Origin of the sequence: Bacillus sp. FSL K6-6038 (genome assembly GCF_038050455.1) — a bacterium.
In the GTDB taxonomy this organism is placed as follows: Bacteria; Bacillota; Bacilli; order Bacillales; family Bacillaceae_G; genus Bacillus_A; species Bacillus_A pseudomycoides.
The window spans coordinates 1,993,309-2,016,189 of the sequence record NZ_JBBOUH010000001.1 but is presented as its reverse complement, the minus strand read 5'-3'; the positions used below and the strand labels follow the sequence as shown (position 1 = coordinate 2,016,189).

Annotated in this window: 23 protein-coding genes and 2 pseudogenes; 8 read left to right on the top strand and 17 right to left on the bottom strand. The window is 34.2% G+C overall.

Translation table 11 applies throughout. The features are described 5' to 3' along the window. Positions 1 to 23: 23 nt before the first annotated feature. Positions 24 to 467: a Dps family protein gene (locus NSQ40_RS10330; RefSeq protein ID WP_003197069.1), complete on the bottom strand. Its 444-nt coding sequence runs from the start codon at positions 465 to 467 to the stop codon at positions 24 to 26. 240 nt (positions 468 to 707) lie between these two features. On the opposite strand from NSQ40_RS10330, the gene NSQ40_RS10325 reads away from it, so the two are divergent. Further along, positions 708 to 1,748, top strand: a complete 1,041-nt coding sequence (locus NSQ40_RS10325) for a YkvI family membrane protein (protein WP_097786779.1) — start codon at positions 708 to 710, stop codon at positions 1,746 to 1,748. Positions 1,749 to 1,780: 32 nt separating this feature from the next. Here the strand turns inward: NSQ40_RS10325 and NSQ40_RS10320 are convergent, their stop codons facing one another. The 4 genes and pseudogenes from NSQ40_RS10320 to NSQ40_RS10305 all read right to left on the bottom strand — a co-directional run bounded on the left by NSQ40_RS10320 (position 1,781) and on the right by NSQ40_RS10305 (position 4,693). Continuing rightward, complete coding sequence (locus NSQ40_RS10320; protein ID WP_097786778.1) at positions 1,781 to 2,149, bottom strand: DUF3979 family protein; 369 nt, start codon at positions 2,147 to 2,149, stop codon at positions 1,781 to 1,783. Positions 2,150 to 2,482: 333 nt separating this feature from the next. Continuing rightward, positions 2,483 to 2,797 (bottom strand): hypothetical protein, encoded by a 315-nt coding sequence (locus NSQ40_RS10315; protein WP_006094578.1) that lies wholly within the window; start codon positions 2,795 to 2,797, stop codon positions 2,483 to 2,485. Between the two features lie 149 nt (positions 2,798 to 2,946). Then, a complete protein-coding gene (gene rsgA, locus NSQ40_RS10310; protein ID WP_141540137.1) occupies positions 2,947 to 3,996 on the bottom strand; it encodes a ribosome small subunit-dependent GTPase A in 1,050 nt (349 codons plus the stop codon). 179 nt (positions 3,997 to 4,175) lie between these two features. After that, positions 4,176 to 4,693 (bottom strand): annotated as a pseudogene (locus NSQ40_RS10305) (DinB family protein). A 199-nt stretch (positions 4,694 to 4,892) separates the two neighbouring features. Here NSQ40_RS10305 and NSQ40_RS10300 point away from each other — a divergent pair. Together NSQ40_RS10300 and NSQ40_RS10295 are read left to right on the top strand one after the other, a co-directional pair. After that, positions 4,893 to 5,240: a DUF4257 domain-containing protein gene (locus NSQ40_RS10300; protein ID WP_003197058.1), complete on the top strand. Its 348-nt coding sequence runs from the start codon at positions 4,893 to 4,895 to the stop codon at positions 5,238 to 5,240. 84 nt (positions 5,241 to 5,324) lie between these two features. Beyond that, positions 5,325 to 5,549 (top strand): hypothetical protein, encoded by a 225-nt coding sequence (locus NSQ40_RS10295; protein WP_033796076.1) that lies wholly within the window; start codon positions 5,325 to 5,327, stop codon positions 5,547 to 5,549. 48 nt (positions 5,550 to 5,597) lie between these two features. Here the strand turns inward: NSQ40_RS10295 and NSQ40_RS10290 are convergent. Beyond that, positions 5,598 to 6,224 (bottom strand): annotated as a pseudogene (locus NSQ40_RS10290) (MFS transporter); the annotation flags it as partial. Positions 6,225 to 6,262: 38 nt separating this feature from the next. Further along, positions 6,263 to 7,198: an aldo/keto reductase gene (locus tag NSQ40_RS10285; protein WP_097786775.1), complete on the bottom strand. Its 936-nt coding sequence runs from the start codon at positions 7,196 to 7,198 to the stop codon at positions 6,263 to 6,265. 58 nt (positions 7,199 to 7,256) lie between these two features. Here NSQ40_RS10285 and NSQ40_RS10280 point away from each other — a divergent pair, with 58 nt between their 5' ends. Then, positions 7,257 to 7,565: an ArsR/SmtB family transcription factor gene (locus NSQ40_RS10280; protein ID WP_033794805.1), complete on the top strand. Its 309-nt coding sequence runs from the start codon at positions 7,257 to 7,259 to the stop codon at positions 7,563 to 7,565. Between the two features lie 40 nt (positions 7,566 to 7,605). Here NSQ40_RS10280 and NSQ40_RS10275 read toward each other — a convergent pair whose 3' ends face one another. The 3 genes from NSQ40_RS10275 to NSQ40_RS10265 form a co-directional block, all read right to left on the bottom strand. Then, positions 7,606 to 8,556, bottom strand: a complete 951-nt coding sequence (locus NSQ40_RS10275) for a S8 family peptidase (RefSeq protein ID WP_018765452.1) — start codon at positions 8,554 to 8,556, stop codon at positions 7,606 to 7,608. Positions 8,557 to 8,723: 167 nt separating this feature from the next. Beyond that, positions 8,724 to 10,865 carry an MMPL family transporter gene (locus tag NSQ40_RS10270; protein WP_003206908.1) on the bottom strand — a complete coding sequence of 714 codons (2,142 nt, stop codon included), beginning with the start codon at positions 10,863 to 10,865 and terminating at the stop codon, positions 8,724 to 8,726. 265 nt (positions 10,866 to 11,130) lie between these two features. Further along, positions 11,131 to 13,011: an FtsX-like permease family protein gene (locus NSQ40_RS10265; RefSeq protein ID WP_098101847.1), complete on the bottom strand. Its 1,881-nt coding sequence runs from the start codon at positions 13,009 to 13,011 to the stop codon at positions 11,131 to 11,133. Positions 13,012 to 13,280: 269 nt separating this feature from the next. On the opposite strand from NSQ40_RS10265, the gene nadE reads away from it, so the two are divergent. Further along, positions 13,281 to 14,099 (top strand): ammonia-dependent NAD(+) synthetase, encoded by an 819-nt coding sequence (nadE, locus tag NSQ40_RS10260; RefSeq protein ID WP_098716179.1) that lies wholly within the window; start codon positions 13,281 to 13,283, stop codon positions 14,097 to 14,099. Between the two features lie 70 nt (positions 14,100 to 14,169). Here the strand turns inward: nadE and NSQ40_RS10255 are convergent, their stop codons facing one another. The 4 genes from NSQ40_RS10255 to NSQ40_RS10240 all read right to left on the bottom strand — a co-directional run bounded on the left by NSQ40_RS10255 (position 14,170) and on the right by NSQ40_RS10240 (position 17,285). Next, entirely contained in the window at positions 14,170 to 14,631 is a 462-nt protein-coding gene (locus NSQ40_RS10255) for an NUDIX hydrolase (protein ID WP_098101851.1), read from the bottom strand. Between the two features lie 39 nt (positions 14,632 to 14,670). After that, on the bottom strand, positions 14,671 to 14,868 hold the full coding sequence (locus NSQ40_RS10250; RefSeq protein WP_033796073.1) for a DUF4083 domain-containing protein: 198 nt from the start codon (positions 14,866 to 14,868) through the stop codon (positions 14,671 to 14,673). A 312-nt stretch (positions 14,869 to 15,180) separates the two neighbouring features. Continuing rightward, on the bottom strand, positions 15,181 to 16,341 hold the full coding sequence (locus NSQ40_RS10245) for a transglutaminase domain-containing protein (RefSeq protein WP_003197037.1): 1,161 nt from the start codon (positions 16,339 to 16,341) through the stop codon (positions 15,181 to 15,183). A gap of 206 nt (positions 16,342 to 16,547) precedes the next feature. Continuing rightward, positions 16,548 to 17,285: a YwqG family protein gene (locus NSQ40_RS10240; protein WP_003197034.1), complete on the bottom strand. Its 738-nt coding sequence runs from the start codon at positions 17,283 to 17,285 to the stop codon at positions 16,548 to 16,550. 239 nt (positions 17,286 to 17,524) lie between these two features. Between NSQ40_RS10240 and NSQ40_RS10235 the strand changes: the two genes are divergently transcribed. After that, positions 17,525 to 17,692, top strand: coding sequence for a YjcZ family sporulation protein (locus tag NSQ40_RS10235; RefSeq protein WP_003197032.1), 168 nt, complete (start codon positions 17,525 to 17,527; stop codon positions 17,690 to 17,692). Positions 17,693 to 17,780: 88 nt separating this feature from the next. Beyond that, entirely contained in the window at positions 17,781 to 18,710 is a 930-nt protein-coding gene (locus tag NSQ40_RS10230) for a patatin-like phospholipase family protein (protein ID WP_341286105.1), read from the top strand. Between the two features lie 265 nt (positions 18,711 to 18,975). Here the strand turns inward: NSQ40_RS10230 and NSQ40_RS10225 are convergent, their stop codons facing one another. The 3 genes from NSQ40_RS10225 to NSQ40_RS10215 form a co-directional block, all read right to left on the bottom strand. After that, a complete protein-coding gene (locus NSQ40_RS10225) occupies positions 18,976 to 19,809 on the bottom strand; it encodes a VanW family protein (protein WP_018781341.1) in 834 nt (277 codons plus the stop codon). A 226-nt stretch (positions 19,810 to 20,035) separates the two neighbouring features. After that, entirely contained in the window at positions 20,036 to 20,203 is a 168-nt protein-coding gene (locus NSQ40_RS10220; RefSeq protein WP_003197025.1) for a DUF3933 family protein, read from the bottom strand. Between the two features lie 66 nt (positions 20,204 to 20,269). Next, positions 20,270 to 21,721, bottom strand: coding sequence for an aminotransferase-like domain-containing protein (locus tag NSQ40_RS10215; RefSeq protein ID WP_098101006.1), 1,452 nt, complete (start codon positions 21,719 to 21,721; stop codon positions 20,270 to 20,272). Positions 21,722 to 21,842: 121 nt separating this feature from the next. Between NSQ40_RS10215 and NSQ40_RS10210 the strand changes: the two genes are divergently transcribed. Next, entirely contained in the window at positions 21,843 to 22,454 is a 612-nt protein-coding gene (locus NSQ40_RS10210; protein ID WP_098187824.1) for a LysE/ArgO family amino acid transporter, read from the top strand. Positions 22,455 to 22,881: the final 427 nt, after the last annotated feature.

Below are 22,881 nucleotides of genomic sequence, written 5' to 3'. Positions count from 1 at the left end.
AATTTTCAATAGGTTTTTTTGTCTTATTTTAAGAAGGCACTCAACATCCAAACATGTTGTTCTAATGTTGTATGAATAGCTAATAGCATATCTGCTGATGTTTCATCTTTAGCCTCATCCGCTACTTCCATACCTTCTTTTAATTCTTGAATGATTGCTGAGAAATCATTTACTAATGTTTTCACCATTTCTTCAGCTGATTCTTTACTTGTTCCTTCATGTACAGTAGATGTTTCTAAATACTCTTTCATTGTTGCTAGTGGTTTTCCTTCTAACGCTAAAATACGTTCTGCTAATTCATCAATATATGTTGCTGCTTCATTATAAAATTCTTCAAATTTTTCATGTAATGTAAAGAAGTGTGGGCCTGTCACATACCAGTGATAGTTATGAATTTTTACATATAACACATTCCAGTTTGCTACCTGCTTGTTTAATACTTCAACAACATTTGTTTTCGTACTCATTCAATCCACTCCTCTTTATTTTTAGAATTATTCTCTTTTAATAATACATTCTTATTGTACCATAAATTCCCTACTCGTCCAAATCATCCGCTTATATGTAACAAAGTTTTAACAACTTTAATCATTCCTAAATGTTGAGAAATCCATGTACCCTTTCTTGCACTTCACATGTCTAATTGCCCAAGCTCACACATATGCATAATAATAGGTCAAGCTCATCATAGTAGAAAGAGGGATTACATGGATAATCAACAATGGCAAGTAGCTAAAAAAGTTGCTGCTACTTATATTGGGACTGTCGTCGGAGCTGGATTTGCAACTGGGCGAGAAATTGTTGAGTTTTTTACGATTAACGGATTATACGGAACAATTGGAATATGCGTAAGTGGATTTTTTTTCATTTGGTTAGGAACGAAAATGATGTTGCTTTCTTCACAAATCGGTGCATTTTCCGCTCAGGAATTTAACAGATATTTATTTGGTGATGTATTTGGAAATGTGGTAAACACTTTGTTATTACTCGTACTTTTTGGTGTGACAAGTGTTATGCTATCAGGCGCTGGTGCTGTATTCGAAGAACAACTTCGGCTACCACGACAGCTCGGTATTTTCATTACAGTTATCGCATGTATCATTATTGGTAGTCGTGGATTACAAGGTGTATTTGAGGTGAATACACTTGTAGTACCAATTATGATGATTTTCATTATCGGACTTGCTATTACAACTTTTATTCATGGCACAACACCTATCTTTAACACTGTACCTACAGAAAATTGGAACATGAAATGGATAACAAGTCCACTTACATATGTCGCCTTAAATCTTTCTCTCGCCCAAAGTGTTTTAGTACCGTTAGCAAGTGAAGTAAAAGATCGAAAAGCGATTCTATGGGGCGGAATTTTAGGAGGAGCTGGACTATGCTTTATTCTATTATGTAGTCATTTAGCCATTTTATCTATTGACCAATTTTATCAATATAATATTCCTATGGCTGAAGTAGTAAGAAGATTTAATGCTACCTTCCATTTCTTCTTTGTCCTGATTATTTTTGGGGAAGTGTTTACAACATTAGTTGGAAATGTATTTGGGATGACAAAACAAATGCAGTCTATCACTGGCTGGAAGAACAACAATATTATTTATTTTATTTTACTAATTAGTTATTGTTTTAGCTATATTGGTTACAGTGAACTCCTTCACATCTTGTATCCAATAATCGGATGGGTTAGCATCGTTCTTCTTCCAATTATCGCATATAAGCAGCTTGAAAAAACATAGTAAAAAAGCATCCGTTATGTACGGATGCTTTTTTACTCACAATCTTCACATACTTCCCAATACAAACCCATTTCTACTGCGAGGAATGGCTTTAATTGTAACCGAATCATTCGGCTTGGCATACGCTCTAAAACAAACTGAATACCTTCTTCATCCTCTTCTAACTCGGTTTTTAAGATTACTATTCGTTGTATAGTTGTAATCGGCTGATCCTCTTTATATAAAGTAATTCGCAACTCATCATATTCATTAAAAAACAATTCTACACTCATATGTTCTGTTGATACACTATTAACAATTGAGTACTTACCATCTTCTTCTTGGATTACATATTTCCAGCCATTTTTTCCATCTTCCATTGGAGCAGCTTGAAATAATGACATTAAATCCTCGTATAGCATAAGATAACCCCTCTCTTACTAAAAAACGATGAGTATTTTATATACCCTTTTTCTCTATCACTATCAAGCTTATTGTACCATACATCAATTGACTTGCTATATTCTTCTGCCTATTATACTCCACTACTTTTATCCCGCTATTTGCTGGCAGTAACACTCCCACCTCAAAATTCAGCGAAAGCTAAGAAATTAGGTTGAGGATGAACTGCCAGTAAAAGCCCGATTGGGGAAGGCTGATAATCAGTGGGGAGAAGAAAAACCTCACTGATTAAAGTTTCACTGTATATAAATCATGAAAAAACAGGAATGACATTTATCATTCCTGTTTTTTCATCAAAATACTTTCCCTATAGCAACTAAAGCTAATACCACTATCAAGCTGGCGAATAGTACCGATACAATAAAGCTGAAAATTGGTAATGTTTTCTTTTCATTCTTTTTAAACAATAGTCTTAAACTAATCACGATATTTAATGGTACAAATATGAAATAAAAATATTTAATAATTTGCATTGCACCACTCGAACTATTTAAAAGTGTTTTAAGTACAAACACCTCAATCAAAAAGATAAGAAAAAATGAAATACTTAACCAAAATGAGGCATAGCTAAGCCAAGAATATCTTTTCGTTCCCCAATACACTCCCATACTCTTCTCCTTTATAAATAGTCTACTTTTCAATAATTATACATACTTATAACAAATTCCTTTATTTTTCGACTATAATTGCCTATTTTTATAGAATAAATGACAAAAAACCAAAAGCATTCTATTAGCTTTTGGCTTCTCATTCTATTCTACTTTCTCCGATTCTGCTTCGCTATTTTTTTCCACTTCTCCCGCTCAGCACGAGCAAGCGCTAGATCTTGTTTTCTCATTGCGTATGCAATTTCCTTTTGCAATTTTTTATAATTCTGCAAACGGTTTGCTTCTAAAATCCCCTCATCAATAGCGGTGCGAACTGCACACCCAGGCTCATTTTCATGCTGGCAATCACGAAAACGGCACTCTTCTGCAAATTTTTCAATATCAGAAAACGTCGCATGAATCGCTTCGCTCCCCTCCCATAGTTGAAGTTCTCGCATTCCTGGCGTATCAATTACTAAACCACCGCTTGGTAATTGAAACAACTCACGATGTGTCGTAGTATGCCGTCCTTTACTATCCTCTTCGCGAATACCACCTGTTTTTGCAACTTCACTTCCCATTAATGCATTTAGCAAAGTAGATTTCCCGGCGCCTGAAGAACCAACAAGAGCAATCGTTTTTCCAGAAGTGACAAATTGTTGTAAGGACTCAACTCCCGCTTGCTGTAAACTATCCACTGCAAAGATTGGAACACCAATAGCTATTGCCTCTGTTTCCAATATCTTTTGCTCCACATCTTCACACAAGTCACTTTTCGTCAAAACAATAACAGGCATTGATCCACTTTCATAAGCTAATAATAAATAACGTTCAATTCTTCTTACATTAAAATCATGATTAAGCGCATTTACTAAAAATAGATAATCAACATTTGCTGCCACAATCTGCTCAATCGTTCTTTCGCCAGCTGCTTGCCTAGAAAAGGAACTTTTTCTTTGAAAAACACTATGAATAATTGCCTTGCTTTCCTCTTTTATTTTCTTTACATGCACCCAATCACCAACTGCTGGATAATCACCTTTATCTAATGCTTCATGACGAAACTTTCCAGATAACTCTGCCATATATTCGCCATCATCACAAATAATACGGTACATGTGCTTATGTTCAAGTAAAATTCGACCTATTTCATACTTTTCTAAAGATTGATCCTCAAAAAAAGAATCCCATCCGAATGTTTCTAAACAATTTTGATTCAAATCCATATCCTCCCTATTTTGAGCTCAGTGGAAGGATGACGCGATTCTTTACAAAGTCTCGCTCTTTCCATCCACCTTTGTACTTACTTTAACATCCATATAAATCATCGCCATAATACATCACTCCGTTCTTAGTTTAGTTAATCTCATTATATGTAATATTATTTTGAAAAGCTACTTTATTTAACTAAATTTTCAGATATATACTTTTTTATCGTCCTTATTTGTCCGCGATGGCTGATTTCATCTTCTAGTACATGGAACCACAAATAGTACTGATTATATATGCCCCCGTTATCCCATCGACCTTCTGACATTAACCAAGCATCATCTTTTTCTTTTAAATATCGCAGTGATTCTTCTCGAACTTTATTAAAAAGTTGTACGTAGTATTTCACCTCATGCCCGCGAATTCTTCTTCCCACTTCTCCTAAGAAAAGAGCGTTATTCCATCCCTTCAACTCCTCTTTTGTAAAATCTCGGTTCTGGAAAGAAATGAGCTGATGAACTTTTTCTATTGCGGCAATATGTTTTAGCAATGCGCCGATAGAATTCCCACCATCGACCAAGATAAAATCTAAATTTTCTACTGTTAAATCTTTTATTTCATACAATGTAACCGCTCTTGCATGCTAACAAGTTGTCCTACATTTGGCGTATAATTCTCTATACTTCGTATTCGGTAATCTATTTTCATTTTTTCATCCTCCTTTTCTAGATTTTATGATAATGAAAAAGAACGTCACATAATAGACTGAAATATACCAGAATTTTCTGTTATAATAAAAGTGAACGAGCATGTAGCCAAACCAAATTTTCTCAATATACTTATATAAAATTTAAAAAGGAATACGGATGTAAAAAACGAATCTTATTCACTAAAAGGAGTGGATTTGATGGAGATGTATCAATGGCTAACTGCTGTTCTCATTGGTGGCGTTACTGGTTTCGTTTCCCATCTTATCAATAACCAAGGCAAGTTATTGCTTCCACGCCGTTTAAAAACATTTTTCCACCTTGGTTTTTTTACTGATATTTTGACTGGTAGTCTTGCTGCACTTCTTGGACTTGTTTTATTCGATGCAGCAACAGTAAAAGAGATTGTAAAAGTTTCTATTGTTACTGCCATCTCTGGTCAAACTTTTTTACTACACCAAGCTCTTGGTGGTGAACAAGCAAAGAATACTCAAATCGGAAAAGCGGATGAGAAAATTCAAGAAATTGACAAATTATTACGACGTTAATATGTACTTCACTTTAAAATTATTGTTATAATGTATAAAAATGTTTCTGAATTGCGTCGTTTGTCAGAAGAAAGGGTGTTTCGTATGCAAAAAAAGAAAATAGAAGATTTCTTAACTGACTCTGAAAAAGAGGAACTGATAGAAAACTATAAATGTTTACGAGCAGCCCGCACAAAACGCGAAGCTAACCATTTTGGTGAAAAAGTCAATCACCTATTAGATAAAGCTAGAAACCGAATTATTGAAGAAGCAGGCATAGAAGATGAAAATGCTGCAACTATTCAATCTAAACGAAAAGCACTGTTTTAGTAATGTGTCTAAAACAGTGCTTTTCATCATTTTGTTTACATAATAATGTTATTGTTGATTATATAGAGCCGTTTTCTGTTTTTCTCCTATTTCTCCTGTCATGTATCGATCACTTTTTCGGAACACTAACAGTGAAACCACATATAAGATAGCCGTAAATACACCAATGAAAATAAAATTATCAAATGCTACAAACAGCACCCCCGCTACTGCCGATCCAATTGTTTGCCCAATATACATAGAAGAATTTGCTAACGCCGCTCCTGTTCCCCTAGCTACACTAGATATCTTTTGCAAATAACTCATCATGAGTACAAATAGAATTCCTGTAATAAAAAATAAAATAAAGAAAAATAACTCAACCAATAGAATATGTTTCAAATACGGTAAAATAACATATAAACCAGCTAAGACAAAAATACCACCATAAAATGAATACATATAACCTAATTTTTTAACAAGTCTAGGTCCTACAATATTTCCTGTTAGATTTCCTAATCCAAGTATAAGCATTGCCGTTCCTACTTCATTTACTTGTAACTTAAATTGAGTTGTTAACCATACTCCCAAAAATGAAAATGCTGCAAAGTTACCAGTTTGAAAAAGAAAATATGCAAAGTAAGTAAGTGAGGTTTTAGCATCTCCTAATAGTTGTTTATAACGACTTACAATAGAATGGTAAGAAAGGGGTAAGAAGCGTTTCCCCCTCTTTGTTAATCCTCTAGAATAGATTGTACATATTCCAAGTCACACTCATTTAACGAGACATCTACTACCTTTACATTTTCTCTTACTTGCTCTGCACGTTTCCCACCTGGAATCACCGTATCAATTCCCCTTTGATTTAGAAGCCAAGCTAACGCTATATTAGATAACGTTGTATCTTTTGCTCTAGCAAACTCTTTTAATTTTTCAACTTTCATAAAGTTTTTCTTATATGTACGTTCCTCAAATAATGAAACATCGTGGCGCCAATCTTTTTCATCTAATTTCAAATTTCCCGGATATTTACCACCTAAAATTCCAAAAGCAAGAGGTCCATATGGAATAAATGAAATCCCTTCTTCTATGCAATATGGTAAAAGTTCCTTCTCTGCTGTACGATCTAACATATTATAGGGAGACTGCAGTACATCAATATCTCCAAACTGATTTGCCTCTTTTAACTGAGCTAGATTTACATTTGATATTCCGATTGAACGAATTTTTCCTTCTTCTTTTAAACGAACAAGTTCCCCAATTGAATCTATGTACATAGTTTCTGGATTGGTAAAATGTAAATAATATAAATCAATATAATCTGTCTGAAGTCTGCGCAAACTATTTTCTACTGCACTTCTTAAATAATTTGGTTCATTGTTAATACAAGTAGAGCCCTTAAATAAAGGCTGTATTCCTCCTTTTGTAGCAAGCACAACATCTTGTCGTTTTCCTTTAATTGTCTCCCCTATTAATTCTTCAGACCTTCCAACCCCATATGCGTCCGCTGTATCTATAAATGTAATTCCTTGCCTTATAGCTTCCTCAATCATTTTCATACCTTCTTGTTCATTCACATTCGAATATAAGTTGTGATCCCCTACTGCATTTGTTCCTAAACCAATTTGAGAAATCTGTAATTCTCCCTTTTGCAACGTCGTATAATTCATTTTCATCCCCCTATATGATATAGTGCAACTGAAAGAACTTATAAAAGTAGGTGACATTATGCGAACACTATACCATCCAAACCGAGAAGAAATTCAATTTTCTTCTGTCTTATATGCCCTCAGCGACCAAATTCGTTTACAAATTGTAAGCATGCTAATGGAACAAAATGAACAATCATGTGGTGCACTAAATATTCCTGTGGCAAAATCAACCTTATCCCATCATTTTAAAGTTTTGCGTGAATCAGGTGTAATGTATACACGTATAGAAGGAACGCAGCGTTTTATTTCGATTCGAACGGAAGATTTAAATGCTCGATTTCCTGGACTATTAGATGCTGTCTTGCAAGCAACGGAACCGTATTAAAAAACATCTCATATAAATATGAGATGTTTTTTAATAGCAATTATTCTTTTAATAAATCTATTAAACCATTTCCTTCAGATGTTCGCTCATATCCTAATGGTACAGTACGTTTAATGAGTTGTGCATAGATTTCTGGTTCTGATAACTTTCTTCCATATTCTCTTTCACATTGTTTAATCAGAAGGGCTAATGCTCCCGCAATATGCGGCGTTGCCATTGACGTCCCACTTAATACCGCATACTTTCCTTCAGGATAAGTAGAAAGTATTTCTTCTCCTGGAGCGACTAAATCAATTTCCTGATTTGAATTACTAAAACAAGCAAGTTTCCTTTCTAAATTAACAGCACCTACTTCAATTACTTCTGAGTAAGCACCTGGAAAGTCTAATTCCTCTGTTTCATCACTGCAATCTCCATTATTTCCTGCTGCACATACAACGAGTACGTCCTGTTTCACCGCATGTTGAATGACTTCATGTAACTCTGGAACATCTTGTGGCCCGCCGAGTGACATAGAAATGATTCGTACCCGTTCTTGATTAGGCCCTCTCCAGCGCACTGCATAATCAATAGCCTCAATAATTTGTTGATAGCTTCCTGAACCATCTCCTGATAATACTTTTAACACTAATAACTTAGCAAGTGGAGCAACGCCCAGTACCCCTACCCCATTTTCTGCTGCTGCAATTGTTCCTGCAACATGCGTACCGTGACCATTATTATCAAGATAGACTTTCGGGTCCCCTTCATAATCTTCAGTAAAATTTCTCCCGCCAATAATTCGATCTTTTAAATCAACATGATTTATATCACAACCTGTATCTAAAACAGCAACGACAATGTCTTTTCCTTTTGCACTCTTTTCCCAAGCACCAGGAGCATGAATCAGTTGTACACCTGGTGGAATTTCGTTCACTTGCTCTATTACTTTATCGACCGTAAACGGAATTAATTGAATACCTTTTTGTTTATTCGCTGTACTACTGTTCACCATAACCCCTCCTAAAAATATATTACCCTCCCAATTGAATGCGCTTACATTTATAAATAACATTCGTTTTCTCACTTCCATTTTCCTGCTTCAATATTTTTCTCAATATAAAAAAACATCTTTTCCACCAGATATTCTGACGAAAAAGACGTTTTTGAAATCCTATATTACTTCATTTTTTGCGGCCACAAACTCCATTTCTTTAATAAAAGCATAATCGCTGGAACAAGCAATGTCCGCACAAGGAATGTATCGATAATAACCCCTAGTGCAACTACAAATCCAAACATAAACAGCTCTAATAAGGGCTGAGTAGTTAATACAGCAAATGTAGCCGCTAATATGATACCAGCAGAAGAAATGACGCCTCCTGTCGCTGTTAACCCATTTTCAATTGCTGCTTGTAACGAATGCTGTGCTGCTTCTTCCTTAATGCGTGAAACGAGCATAATATTGTAATCAACACCAAGTGCAACAAGGAACACAAACGTATATAACGGAATTCGATAACTCATGTCAGTATATCCAAACAAATGCTGGAATAAGAACATACTAAGCCCTAATGCCGCACAATATGATAACAATATCGTTCCAATCATATAAATTGGTGCAATGAGTGATTTTGTTTGAATACCTAATAAAATAAAAATTAAGATAGAGATTAACACAACGATTAATGTTGTATCATGATTATTAATGTCATACAGATCCGCTTGCTTTGCTGTTTCACCTGCGAAATAAACATGACCATCCTTTACAAATTCACTTTCTTTACTTTGAAGCGATTGAATCGTGTCCATTGCTTGTAATGAGTATGGTTGATCTTTTAAAATTAATTGTACTTTTGCCGCTTTTCCATCCTCAGACAATAATTGACTTGTGTTCTTTTTAATCGTTTCAATAGAAGGATTCAACCCTTCTACACCTTTTTGTTTGTCTAGCTTTTCTACAAACTGTACGATTTCTTCATTTGATAATTTTCCCTCTTTATTTACTACAACTGTAATTGGTGCCAATTGACCAGGAGAGTATTTCTTTTCAATTAATTCATATCCTTGTCTGGATTCTAAATTGTCCGGGAAAGACTTTAATAGATTGAATGAATACTTAATTTGAAAAATATTCATTGAGCATACAATTAGAAATACAGCAACCGCTCCTCCAATAATATATGGTCTACTTACTACAACATGACTCACCTTTTTCCATATCACATGTTTTTCTTTTTGCTGCCCAACTTTTGGAATAAACGGCCAGAATGCTTTTCTACCAAACAGCGTAAAGAGGGCAGGTAGTAATGTAATTCCACCTAGAATAATGACAACAAGCGCAATAGAAAATAGCGGGGCGAAGTTTCGATAACCATTATATACTGCGAAAAACAGCATTAACATCGAAGCAAGCACAGTACTCCCACTAAAGAAAATCGGTTCGCCTACCCTTCTCATCGCTTGCTTCATACTTTCATATTTATCTTCACGCTTTTGCAACTCTTCCTTGTACCTTGCAAAAATAAATAAAGCATAATCCGTTAACGCGGCGAATAATAAGATTGACATAATCGACAAGGATTGTGATTTTATTTCGAGGCCAAATTTACCAAATAAACCAAGGGTTCGGTCGATTACTTGGTACACAATAATTGCCGCTATGAGTGGAATAACTGCTAATAGTGGCGAACGATAAATCATAATTAATAATACAAAAATCAACCCAATTGTTGATAATAGAAGTACTACATCAGCATTTTTAAAAATTTCTAACGTATCCGCAGCAATCCCCGCTGGACCCGTTACCTTCGCCTCCATACTAGAAGGTAATTCCTGTTTCAATTCTTTTTTTATTTGATTTACAGTATTGTGAATCTCTTTTACTTCTAGATTATTTGTCATTGTAACAGGTAAAATAAAACTTGTTTTATCTTTAGATAAAAAACCCGTTAACATTTGAACTGGCATTTCACTAATTGGTACAATTTTCTCGACATGCTTTATTTTCTTATCCTCTAGCCTCTTGGTCATTTCTTGAATATGTTGTAACTCTTCTTCCTTCATTTCCTCTTTTTGATCAAATACAATAATAGCCGGTAATCCTTCATCATTTGGAAAATACTTTTCTACTTGTTTTTCAGCTTGCAAGGATGCTGCGCTTTTCGGAATGCCATCACCACTTACATTATTTGCGTATTTCTTTGCTGGTTTGGAGACTCCTGTTAGTACAAGCATAATAATAATCCAAGATACAACAATGATTTTCGCACCTTTTTTACTACTCGCAAAGTCTGTTGTGCTCTGTAACCATTTCAACATACAAACCCTCCTTACACATTATTAATATTTAATAAAGTTAATTATTAACTTTACACTATATGTATATTGCTTTCTTACAAACAAATAAAGTGTAGGACAAATATATGTGAAAAACAAGACTGTTCACAAAAACTACAAATTAATATTTGTATATACATTTATTAAAACATTACATGTAAACTCTTAAAAATATCCAAGTTTTTATTTATATAATAAAAACTCCCCTAACCTCATGTGTTAGGGGAGTTTTATGAACTACTATATGTTAACTCATTCGTAATCTTTCTTTCAATTGCTTTAAATAACGTGATCGTATCAGGATAAAGTACACAATTTGAATCCCTACAAAGATACTTAATACAATCGCATTTTCTTTTACAAGTGAATACTCAAACATTTGCCCTAAAGCTGTTAACGCAACTGCACCATGTAATGTCGCAACACCAATTGGAACAAAGAATAATAGCCCTAACCGGATCGTTACTACTTTTGCTAACTCACCACTTGTTAAACCTACTTTTCGAATGGAATCAAATAAACGATAGTCCTCTTCTAAGTCAGAGAATAAGCGGAAGTATAAAAAACTACCTGCACAAACAAAGAATACAATACCAATAAAGAATCCTACAAAAAAGATAGGTCCAGCAAATTGTAAAGCCTGATTTTGATCATATTCTGCAGCACTAAATCTTGAATATTCTTGATAAGCTTTTATCTGGTGGGTAAGTTCTTTTCCAGCTTCAATTTCATTTTTTGTTTCGTTTGTTTTATACATGTAATCTTTTACTTCTTTGAATCCATCTTGTAGTAAATTATATTGAGCTTCTGAAACTACATAGATATTTCCAGTAAGTACTTTACCAAGAGAAGATGTGTTAACTTTTTTTACCTGCAACGATTTGTTATCATTCGGTAATTCAATTGTTGTTCTTTCTTTTTTCGGTGGACCTGGTATTTCTATCGATAGAAATAGTACTGCATTTTCAGTTAATAAATCAACTGGCTCCCCCGTTAACTTTGCATACTTTTTATAATCAGATTCTCTTACAAATGTCGCATCTCTTAGTGGTTTATTTTCAGTTTTCTTTGATACAATATCTATTTTTTCAGCAGATATCTTATGTTTCTTCAATGTTTGCTCAATGGCTTGTACATGCTGTGATTCATTTTCATTTCCTTGTTTAGAGTAATAATGAAATGCAATTGGTTGATTCATGACTCCCTTTGTCATAGAAGCAAAGCCAACTAATGTACCAATAGCTGAGAAAGCTACAGTTGAAATAATCGTAACAATAAAGAACATCCGTGCGTTATCTCTCATACGGTACGCTAAATCTGAGAGAGTTATAATATTTGTTCTTGTCCAATAGAACCGCTTACTCTTCTTGCATGCTCGAATAATAAATACACTGAGCTGCTTATACAGTAAATATGTACCAATAATGACAACTGTCGTTACGGGAATCAACATAATAAAAACCATTACACCATGCGAAGTTACAGCACCTATATATCCCGCTCCAAGCAATACTATAGCTAAGAACGAAGAAATAATTGAAGCTTTTGGTTCAGGCTTTGCTTTTACTGAGCCTCTAAATAGTTTCATAATCTGATTTTTACGAATCAGCCCTGCACTAAAGAATGAAATGATAATAAATAATATGAAAAACATAATGCTTGTTACACCGATTGCTGTTGTTGGTACATAGTATGATAAAGATAAATCTAACTTTAGTAATAATGGCGCTACCAAAATCAATATACCCGAAAACAGCATGCCGCAAATGATACCTGTAATAATTGCAGCGATACCGATCATAACATTTTCAAAAAAGATAAGACGCTTTAATTGAAATTTCGTCATACCTAGCATCATTAAAATCCCTAATTCACGCTTTCTTGTTTTTAAAAACATTCCCATTGAATACAAAATAAAGAAAAACGTAAAAAGATAAATAATGACCTGTGCAACAGACATACTTACAAATACATATTGACCTAATTGGCCTGCGCTTAATGCAGGATGAAAAGCAAAAAATGAGTAAACAAAAAAGGCCATAATTGCAAATGCACTACTCAAAAAATAAGCTGAATATGTTCGTCTATTTCGCGTTACATTACGAAACGCTAATTCCCTAATATTCATATTGTTTCTCCGCCCTTCCAATCACTATACTGCAATCATAATGAAGCGAAGAAATATCTTCCATCGATTCAAATGACAAAAACCTTACATTTTTGAAAGGTTACAGAAAAATTGATTAAACAACGTAGTTTTTTTATAATGACTACATTCATATTCATACGTTCAACCTATTGTATATTCGCTAATTTTGCGAAATAATAAGGGTGGAGATATATGAATCAGTACATATAAACGTATTGCTTGTTCTATATGAATAGGAGGAAAACATAATGACATTACAAGAACAAATTATGAAAGCACTACATGTTCAACCTGTAATCGATCCGAAGGCAGAAACTCGTAAACGAATTGATTTTTTAAAAGACTATTTAAGAAAAACCGGAGCAAAAGGATTTGTGCTTGGAATTAGTGGTGGACAAGATTCTACACTAGCAGGTCGCTTAGCACAACTTGCAGTTGAAGAAGTTCGTAATGAAGGAGGCAACGTAACATTTATTGCTGTACGTCTTCCATATCACGTGCAAAAAGATGAAGATGATGCACAATTAGCGTTACAATTCATTCAGCCAGATCAATCTGTTGCTTTTGATATTGCATCAACAGTTGATGCATTTTCAAATCAATATAAAGACTTATTAGGAGAGTCATTAACAGACTTCAATAAAGGAAACGTCAAGGCTCGCATTCGTATGGTCACACAATATGCAATTGGCGGACAACAAGGTTTACTTGTTATCGGAACAGATCACGCTGCTGAAGCTGTAACAGGATTCTTTACAAAATTTGGAGATGGCGGTGCTGACCTTCTACCACTTACAGGATTAACAAAACGTCAAGGAAGAGCTTTATTACAAGAATTAGGTGCTGAAGAACGTCTTTACTTAAAAATGCCAACAGCTGATTTATTAGACGAAAAGCCAGGTCAAGCTGACGAAACAGAATTAGGCATTACCTACGATCAACTAGATGATTACTTAGAAGGAAAAGCAGTTCCTGAAGACGTTGCAGAAAAAATCGAAAAACGTTATACAGTAAGTGAACATAAAAGACAAACACCGGCATCAATGTTTGATGATTGGTGGAAATAAACATATAAAGAAAAAAGAAGTCAATTTATATTGGCTTCTTTTTTGCAGACTTTGTTAAAATATTATTTTATTAACGATATACAGCTGTTTTCCCTTTCAGAATATCTTGCAAACAATCCTTATGCTGTTCATTAAATAGTACAGGCATTTGATCTAACGGGAAAAACTGTAAATCTAAAGTTTCTTCTCCATCTATGTTTTTACTTCCACCAATTATGGAGCATTTAAAGAACATTCCTATCGTCTGTGCTTGATCTCCATTCGGATATGTATGAAAATACTTTGTATATACGCCTATAAGCTCATCCACTTGCACCATATACCCAGTCTCTTCTCTTATTTCTCGAATTGCAGTTTCTTCAGCCGATTCTCCAATTTCCATTGCCCCGCCAGGAAATCCCCATGCACCATTATCCCCTCTTTTTTGAAGAAGCACTTCACCTACTTCATTAAAAACACAGCCGCCAGAAAAATTCAAAATTACATAATCATGCCCTAATTTTGTTCTTAATTTTCTAATATAATCAGCCATCTTAACTCCTCCAATATATCCTTCACCTATTCTATTTAATTATTTTTTATCTTTTTCAAGTAATTCTATAATTTTATCGAGCTTCTTCTCTATCTGATCGGAATGAACATTTTTTGTAGAAGATTTTATTAGTAATCTCCGAATGAAAAGAGTGAAAGATACGACAAATAACACAATAAGACCTATCATGACGCACAAGTAAATCATTGCAAATATATCATTTTCAAATAAAGACACATCATTCACCTGATTCCTATTTTTGATGATTTTAACATAAATTTACAATAAATAAGGTTTTAATTATGTGTTATCCATTCTAAAAATAATAGTTTTCTTCTATTTGTGGGCAGTAAGATCACCACCTCAAAATTCAGCAGAAGCAAAGAGGATCAACTGCCCGTAAAAGCCGGATTGGTGAGGGCTAATAATCAGTGGGGAATGGAGAAAGCCCCACTGATTAAATTTTCATTTTATATGACTTAGCTATTTTAGCTTCTCTTTCTACTAACAACTAAGAAAAAAGAGTATCTACGGGAGATACTCTTTTCATTAATACTTAAACGTAATCGTCGCCAATGAATAGTCAGCTTGCGCACTATATGGGGCTACTTGATAAGAAACTCGTTTCACTCCGTTTGGCCAAGAAATTTCATTTAATACTTTTTTAACATCTTGCATCGTTCCATCCATAGACCGCTTATAGCGCACTTCTACTTTTTTAGGTTGTCCTGCAAATTGCTTCTGTAATTTTTTCTTTAATTCATTGTAGTTATCCGCTCCATATTTAGCAGATAAATATACAAGATTTGTATCCTTTAACATTTGCTGATATACCAGTGTTTTTGGACTTCCTACCTTGATTTTACTTGTTAATTCATTATAATAATTTGTTGTTGCTGCCGGATATTTACTCCGATCCCAGCTATGATCTTTACTGAATTGTTCATCAGACATATTAAAATATGAATAGGTTACACGTCCCTCTTTATCTGGAACCGGATCATCAAACGTAGTATCGAGATGATACCATTTTCCATCGATATTCACTAGATTCCAGGCATGCGCTTGCCCATCCCCCATCCCAGTTACGATATGGGATTGAATACCTGCTTCTTTTAATAATTGATAGGTTAATAATGTATATCCTTGACAAACCGCTGAACGATTCACCAACGCTTCATACGCCGTATAAGCTTTATAGGAAGTATCGTATGAAACATGTTTCACAACATAATCATGAATTGCTTTCACTTTTTCATGCTCATCCATGCCAACCTTCAAAATAGAACTTATAATTGATTTTGCTTGCGCCTTTACATGTTGCGTTTGTTCTTTTGATTCACGATATGTAATTTTTAATGTAAAAGTATAATTTTCTGGTATACCACGAATTGAATATTTTGTACTTGCTACATTGTATTTTAAGTACTCATCTGCATCTACTATCTTAGTATACTCTTTATAGAGCGTATCCATCACTTCTCTACCATTCTTAGCTTTTGTTTTATATGTGATTGTAATATTTTCTTCACGATTATCAATATGTTTTTTTAATTCTTTTTGGAAACTTTTTAATAATTTGGCATCCGGTTTTATATCGTCTACTTTTTCATTTGTAGCTGCATAAGATACTGCTGGAACTTGTAAACCACCAATCATAATCGTTGAACAAAGTGCGACAGCTGTTAAGTACTTGTTTGATTTCTTCATCTCATCTTGTCACGCCCTTCTACTTAAAATCATAAAAAATGTTCATATACTTTTAAAGTATACAATACTTTTTCAAAAAGAAAATATGGGATTGTGCATATTTATTAATCATTATTTTATCATCACTAAATATCGAATTTTTAAAAAATATATCGTGAAAGAAAAGCAGTAAACTCTTCAATAAGAATTAACTACTGCTTTTCCTTCTAACAAGACTGCAATACACAACATGTATTTTCAAAACGACGTTGCTTTAAATCTTCATTTCCAATGCAGAAATACAGCATCCCTAAATCTCCCCACATCATATTACAATTTGTATAGTCAGAGTCAACTTGGAATAACAATGTCATATCCTGATCATTAATACCAGCATATTCTCCAGCCTCCTCAAATACTTCTCTTTGCACTGAGAACGGTTCACCAAATACTTGATGATTATCATAATGATCTGGCATTAACTCCTCTAATAGTTGTAGAAAACGATCCGAATCAGCTTCATCTTCAATAAATAGCTCAGGGAGTTTATATGTTAGCTTAAATGATAATGCACATTGTGTATATTTTGATGGTTGATCACTTATCCTCTGTAATTGTTCTAGCGGAACGTTATAATATAGAACACGCCAAGTACCATCATATTGATAATTGCCATTATAGAAGAAATACAACATACCTGTTTCAGGTAAGTCATGCTCTATGTTCACGCCTTGTAGGTCAGCTAGATTGAATTGTGCAATAAAATCTAATGCTTTCCCTTCATAAGTTGGGTATTCAAATGTAGATGGAACATCAGGCATTCCCCCCATCTTTGAACAGCCAATTGAAAGTGACTCCTCTTGTCTCGGAATAACTTTTACACATGGAAATATAGTAGCTAATAGTTCTGGTTTTATATGTGTTAAATCATATTTATCAATTAATAAATCAATCTGGTTTCTCATAACTTCTCCTTACGTAAATGTGCTTATCCGTATCATAACACACATACAGTACATCCTTCATCCTAAAAAATCGAAATAAGTTATTCAAAAAAACGGGCTTATCCCTAGGACGCGAATAAGTTTAAAACAGCATAGTATACAGTGTTCCTACAAACACGATCTTTCATAATTCCTTATAGCAGATCCTCAAATTGTTCATTTTTCTTTATTTCAACTTTTATTTTAAGGAGGCATTCCATATGGGTTATGGTTATGGTGGCGGTTACGGCTACAGTTGTGGTGGCGGTTACGGTTACGGCGGTTATGGTGGTGGTTGCGGTTACGGCGGTTTCGCTTTATTAATCGTTTTATTCATCCTTCTAATCATCATTGGAGCTAGCTGCTGTGGCGGCTTCATCGGTTGCTAAGTAGCTTTAAAAACTATTGTAAAAAAGCACGTGAATCACGTGCTTTTTTGCTATACGGAAAATCCAATCTTTGAAAGGAATTATTCCTATGAAAATCGATGGTGTCTTTGAAGGTGGCGGCGTTCGAGGAATTGCACATGTTGGTGCAATTTGTGCATTAGCAAAGCAAGGCTATGAATGTGAACGTGTAGCGGGAACATTAGCTGGAGCTATTATTGCAGCCCTTCTGGCAGCAGGTTACTCTTGTGAAGAATTAAAAACAATTATTAGTAACGTTAATTATCATCAATTTATAAAAAAAACTTTACTTGATAAAATTCCTTTTGTAGGAAAGGGATTAAATGCATGGGCTAAATTAGGGATTTATTCAAATGTTTTTTTAGAAACATGGTTAGAAGACTTACTACACAAAAAAGGGATTCATAATTTTAGCGACTTATCTAATCCACAAAACTTAAAAATCATTGCCTCAGATATTAGTAATGGAAAGATGGTTATTTTCCCTGATGATTTACCAAACTATGGATTTACAACTCAAGATTTCTCTATTGCAAAAGCTGTTAGAATGAGCAGTACTATCCCTTTCTATTTCGAACCAGTAAAATGGAAAACACCTAAATGGAAACAACCTTGTTATATGGTTGATGGAGGTCTTCTTAGCAATTATCCAATTTGGATTTTTGACTCACCTAATATACCCCGTTGGCCAACTTTTGGCTTTCATTTTGTAAAAAATGAAATACAAGCTGAACCTGTTCCTTATGAAGATCCCATCTCGATGTTTAAAGGCTTATTCAAAACGATGATGCAAGCACATGACTTACGCCATCTAGATAAAGAATCGAAAGCAAGAACCATTGCAATTCCAACTGGAACAATTACAAGTACAAAATTCCAATTAACTACTGAGGAAAAAGAATGGCTTTATCAGTCTGGTTTTCACACTGCCGGAAAATTTTTACAGTCTTGGAATTTCAAAACATATATTAATCGATTTAGAAACGGGAATCGAATTTGAAAAAGAAATTAGCATCACTATCCATAGAATCCTTAGAAAAATACTTCTTACTGTATTCATTTACTTTTTTCATTATTTTCACATGGATATTGTAAGACCACTAAATCATAAAAAAGAAATAAGCCTAATAAACTAAATGTTTTATCCTACTACTTACGAACAATAATACCTCCAACTCAAAGTCCGACGAAAGTAAAGATGTTAGAGGTAAGATTAACTACCCGTAAAATTAAAGTTTCATTTTATTAGGCTTCTTCATAAAGTACTACTCCTCACTTTTACCACTACTATAAGCCAGAAGTGGCTCATACATCATTATTGCGTGATTTCCCGTTACATATTGATCCTCAACAAACTGTTTTTGTTGATTAAACGCTCTACGATGTATGACATTACATCGTATATAGCCACCCCAATACGCTGGCTTAATTGCATGTTCTTTTTCATATACTTCATATTGGTAAAGCTGAGGATAGGCTGTTCTCCATTCCCCTACTAAGTGTTCGTCTGTCACGTAAAGATGAAGTTGATAAGCTTGATCTGTTTCATTTTTTATTTGTAAATCAAGATAGTTATAGGAGCAAGTCGCACCACTTCCAAACGGCTGTGTACGCTTTGAATCAGGAAATACATCATAGCTATGACGATATCGCTCTGTTACGGTTAGTGTTGTATGTAATGTCATCCAGTATATTAAATTTGATAGTTGACAAAGCCCACCTCCAACTCCTGGTTTAAAAGTACCATAATGCAATACCATTCCTTCTACATACCCTTTTCTCTTTGTAGTCTTACCTATTAAACGCCAATAAGAAAATGTTTCTCCCGGCTTAATTACAACACCATTTAACTGTTTAATAGCGATTTTCAAATTAATAATTTTATTCTCTTGATACCACATATCTACATCTTTAAGTTTACGAAGCAGTATTGTTCGATGCTGTATAACAGTACAAGGTAACTTTTCTTGTTGAAAAGTTTTAGCATACTTTTTCCCATCCGTTAACCATTGAATATTCCTTTTTACAGAGTAATACCACGTTCCTAACATAATACGATACTTAGACCTTTTTTTAGGCCGTATGTTTACTTCATTCATTTTATTCTCTCCTCTATCATCTATGTATTTTCTATGGTTAAAATAATACTTATAAGCTCATACAGCATTCTTATTACTGTTTTCAAACGAAATATTATAATATACAGAAATAAGTATAGTATTATCTTAGAAACAAAGAAATGATATTTGAAGTTAATTTTATACAAATATGAAAAAAGAGCGAATCTTAGATTCACTCTTTTTCTCTATTTTAGTAGCTTAACAATTAGGGATACTGTAATCCCTCCGCTTCTTCAGCAGTAACAACAACGTAGCGGCTTCCCGTCCTTAACCCTAATAATTCTGCTTTTTCAATCGCTTCTTGTTTTGTTTCTGCATAGGCAGCTAAATACTTTGTTCCATCGATAACCTGACAAATGACATATTGTTTCATATTTCTTCTCCTTTTTCAATTACTGGTATTTATGATATCATTTTTCACTTCTAAAAATTGTGATTATTATACTGAGAGATTCTTTATCAATCTCGCAACCATTTCAATTCCTTTCTCTATATCATGCATTGAGGCATATGAATAAGAAAGACGTAAATATTGGCTTGCATTTCTATCATACACATTCCCAGGATTGAGTAGAATTTTTTCTTGTAATGCTTTTTCAAACAACTCCCGCATCGAAATGTTTTGTTCAATATGTAGCCAAATATAAAATCCACCGCTTGGTATTTGCCAAGTTGCTATATCTCTGCAGTATTTCTCTAGCATTGCAAGCATAAAGTCTCTCCGTTTTTTTAACTCAATTCGTATTTGCTGTATATGTTTCTCATATAACTCACTTGCAAACCATTCTGCAGCAACTCGTTGTGATAACGAACTCGAGCCGTAATCCATTTGCATTTTTATATCTGCCAATCTTTTAATAACTGGTTCTGGTCCAACAACCCAGCCGATTCTTAAACCCGGACTAATGACTTTTGACATACTTCCAATATGTAATACGATCCCATTTGTATCATATGCCTTCAATGGTTTTGGTGGAGACGAATCAAGCCATAAATCTTGATACACGGCATCTTCAATTATAGGTAATCCAATTTCATTACATACTTTCATAACGTCTTGCCTTCTTTGTTCATTCATGACAAGACTTGTTGGATTATGAAAAGACGGAATAGTATATAAAATTGAACCATTGAATCGTCTTTTATATTTTGAAATAAGTGATGGCTGAACCCCATTTTCATCCATCGGAATACCAAACAAACGCATTCCTGCAGATTGAAAAACATTGAGGGAGTATAAATAAGATGGTTTTTCAAGTAAAATGGATGAGCCTTTGCATAGAAGTCCCATCGAAATAAGTTGCAGTGCTTGAATTGCTCCCGAAACAATTAATATAGATGCCGGCGATGCAAAAATATCATATTTTTGTAAATACGTGGCTATTTGTTCTCTCAACTTGAAGTCTCCTCTTGGTTCCTCATATCCTAAAGGAATTTTCCCACGAGAAAGTTCTTTCATGATTTGCTTCGTTTTCTTTTCAGGTAAAAGTTCTGGTGAAAGTTCACCAGTACCCAATCGAATGATATGTGGATAAAATTCGGCTTCATTAATTTCTTGAATGGTAGGAAGATTCGGATAATAAATACCTGTTTCTACATAAGAATTCCAGTTAGGAGGAGGCACCAAAGTTGATACACTCCCTGTATCGTTTCTCACAATTGTTCCTCTTCTACCCTTTCCCTCAATCAATCCTTGCGCTGCTAATTCATCTAAAGCCATTATAATTGTACTTCGATTCACTTCAAATGCTTGTGAAAAAGCTCGCTGTGACGGTAATTTTGTACCAATCGTCCATTCTCCATTTATAATCTTCTCTTTTATATATTCCTCAATTTGTTTATATAAGGGAATCGGAGAGAATCCATTTGGCTTCCAGTCAAATCGCTCCATTTTATCACCTCACTTCTTTTTGGTTGGTTTATTATCCAACCATATGGATGGATACAATTTCGATTTTCTTCTATACAATATACACTATCATATTTCAGTAATTTATATGGGAGGAAATAAAATGATTGAAGCAATTCTTCACGGAATGGTTCTTGCGTTTGGACTCATTATTCCATTAGGTGTACAAAACGTCTTTGTCTTTAACCAAGCTGCTAGTCAGCCAAATATTTTACGGGCTACACCAGTTGTTCTAACCGCATCAATCTGCGATACAATTTTAATTTTGATTGCAGTACAAGGTGTATCACTTATGCTTCTGACCTTTTCATGGCTAACAACAATACTTTATGTAATTGGATTTTTCTTTCTGATTTATATGGGATGGATGATTTGGAAAAGTGATTCTACAAAAGAGACGATTGAAGCAAAAACGATGACTATCAAAAAGCAAATTATCTTTGCCGCTTCTGTTTCCTTATTGAATCCTCATGCAATTTTAGATACAATTGGCGTCATTGGCACAAACTCTATTCAATATGTAGGCAACGAAAAATGGGCCTTTGCTTTTACAACAATTATAGTTTCTTGGCTTTGGTTTATTGGCTTAGCATTTGCAGGGCACGTGCTTGGAAAATTAAATTCATTAGGAAACTCAATTGCAATTCTAAATAAAATTTCAGGGGTTATTATTTGGGGAGTTGCTCTTTACATGCTAAAACAACTCATTTTTTAGAAAAGAAAGTATAACGGTTCAGTATATTTATCCCGCATTAACGGGCAGTAAGACCCCCACCTCAAAATTTGGCAAAAGCAAAGAAGTTAGGAGGGGGATGAACTGCCCGTAAAAGCCCGATTGGTTCAACTAATAATCAGTGGGGGATGAAGAAAACCCCCACTGATTAAAGTTTCACTTTATAGGTAATTGTTAAACAATAATTAAAGTTGTATTTCTTGTATAATGTTCATAAAAGGAGCAGTTACTTATATGGAATTCCGATATCCGGTAAGCCATTAACAGCGGGCCTAAATAAACTTGTTGAAAATTTTGATTAACTGGCAATACCTGATTATGATCGCTATGTTGATCATACGAAAGAGAATTAACAGGTTGAAATGAGATATTAAAAAATCCATTTGCAATCATTTGCAGATGGATTTTT

Excerpts from the sequence above, each read along its gene's own strand:
- NSQ40_RS10330 (WP_003197069.1), bottom strand. The coding sequence starts at position 467 with ATGAGTACGAAAACAAATGTTGTTGAAGTATTAAACAAGCAGGTAGCA.
- NSQ40_RS10215 (WP_098101006.1), bottom strand. The coding sequence starts at position 21,721 with ATGGAGCGATTTGACTGGAAGCCAAATGGATTCTCTCCGATTCCCTTA.
- NSQ40_RS10255 (WP_098101851.1), bottom strand. The coding sequence starts at position 14,631 with ATGGCTGATTATATTAGAAAATTAAGAACAAAATTAGGGCATGATTAT.
- NSQ40_RS10210 (WP_098187824.1), top strand. The coding sequence starts at position 21,843 with ATGATTGAAGCAATTCTTCACGGAATGGTTCTTGCGTTTGGACTCATT.
- NSQ40_RS10235 (WP_003197032.1), top strand. The coding sequence starts at position 17,525 with ATGGGTTATGGTTATGGTGGCGGTTACGGCTACAGTTGTGGTGGCGGT.
- NSQ40_RS10285 (WP_097786775.1), bottom strand. The coding sequence starts at position 7,198 with ATGAATTATACGACGTTGCAAAAGGGAGAATTACAGATTTCTCAAATT.
- NSQ40_RS10315 (WP_006094578.1), bottom strand. The coding sequence starts at position 2,797 with ATGGGAGTGTATTGGGGAACGAAAAGATATTCTTGGCTTAGCTATGCC.
- NSQ40_RS10220 (WP_003197025.1), bottom strand. The coding sequence starts at position 20,203 with ATGAAACAATATGTCATTTGTCAGGTTATCGATGGAACAAAGTATTTA.
- NSQ40_RS10295 (WP_033796076.1), top strand. The coding sequence starts at position 5,325 with ATGCAAAAAAAGAAAATAGAAGATTTCTTAACTGACTCTGAAAAAGAG.
- nadE (WP_098716179.1), top strand. The coding sequence starts at position 13,281 with ATGACATTACAAGAACAAATTATGAAAGCACTACATGTTCAACCTGTA.
- NSQ40_RS10300 (WP_003197058.1), top strand. The coding sequence starts at position 4,893 with ATGGAGATGTATCAATGGCTAACTGCTGTTCTCATTGGTGGCGTTACT.
- NSQ40_RS10320 (WP_097786778.1), bottom strand. The coding sequence starts at position 2,149 with ATGCTATACGAGGATTTAATGTCATTATTTCAAGCTGCTCCAATGGAA.
- NSQ40_RS10230 (WP_341286105.1), top strand. The coding sequence starts at position 17,781 with ATGAAAATCGATGGTGTCTTTGAAGGTGGCGGCGTTCGAGGAATTGCA.
- NSQ40_RS10325 (WP_097786779.1), top strand. The coding sequence starts at position 708 with ATGGATAATCAACAATGGCAAGTAGCTAAAAAAGTTGCTGCTACTTAT.
- NSQ40_RS10240 (WP_003197034.1), bottom strand. The coding sequence starts at position 17,285 with ATGAGAAACCAGATTGATTTATTAATTGATAAATATGATTTAACACAT.
- NSQ40_RS10245 (WP_003197037.1), bottom strand. The coding sequence starts at position 16,341 with ATGAAGAAATCAAACAAGTACTTAACAGCTGTCGCACTTTGTTCAACG.
- NSQ40_RS10270 (WP_003206908.1), bottom strand. The coding sequence starts at position 10,865 with ATGTTGAAATGGTTACAGAGCACAACAGACTTTGCGAGTAGTAAAAAA.
- NSQ40_RS10225 (WP_018781341.1), bottom strand. The coding sequence starts at position 19,809 with ATGAATGAAGTAAACATACGGCCTAAAAAAAGGTCTAAGTATCGTATT.
- NSQ40_RS10280 (WP_033794805.1), top strand. The coding sequence starts at position 7,257 with ATGCGAACACTATACCATCCAAACCGAGAAGAAATTCAATTTTCTTCT.
- NSQ40_RS10265 (WP_098101847.1), bottom strand. The coding sequence starts at position 13,011 with ATGAATATTAGGGAATTAGCGTTTCGTAATGTAACGCGAAATAGACGA.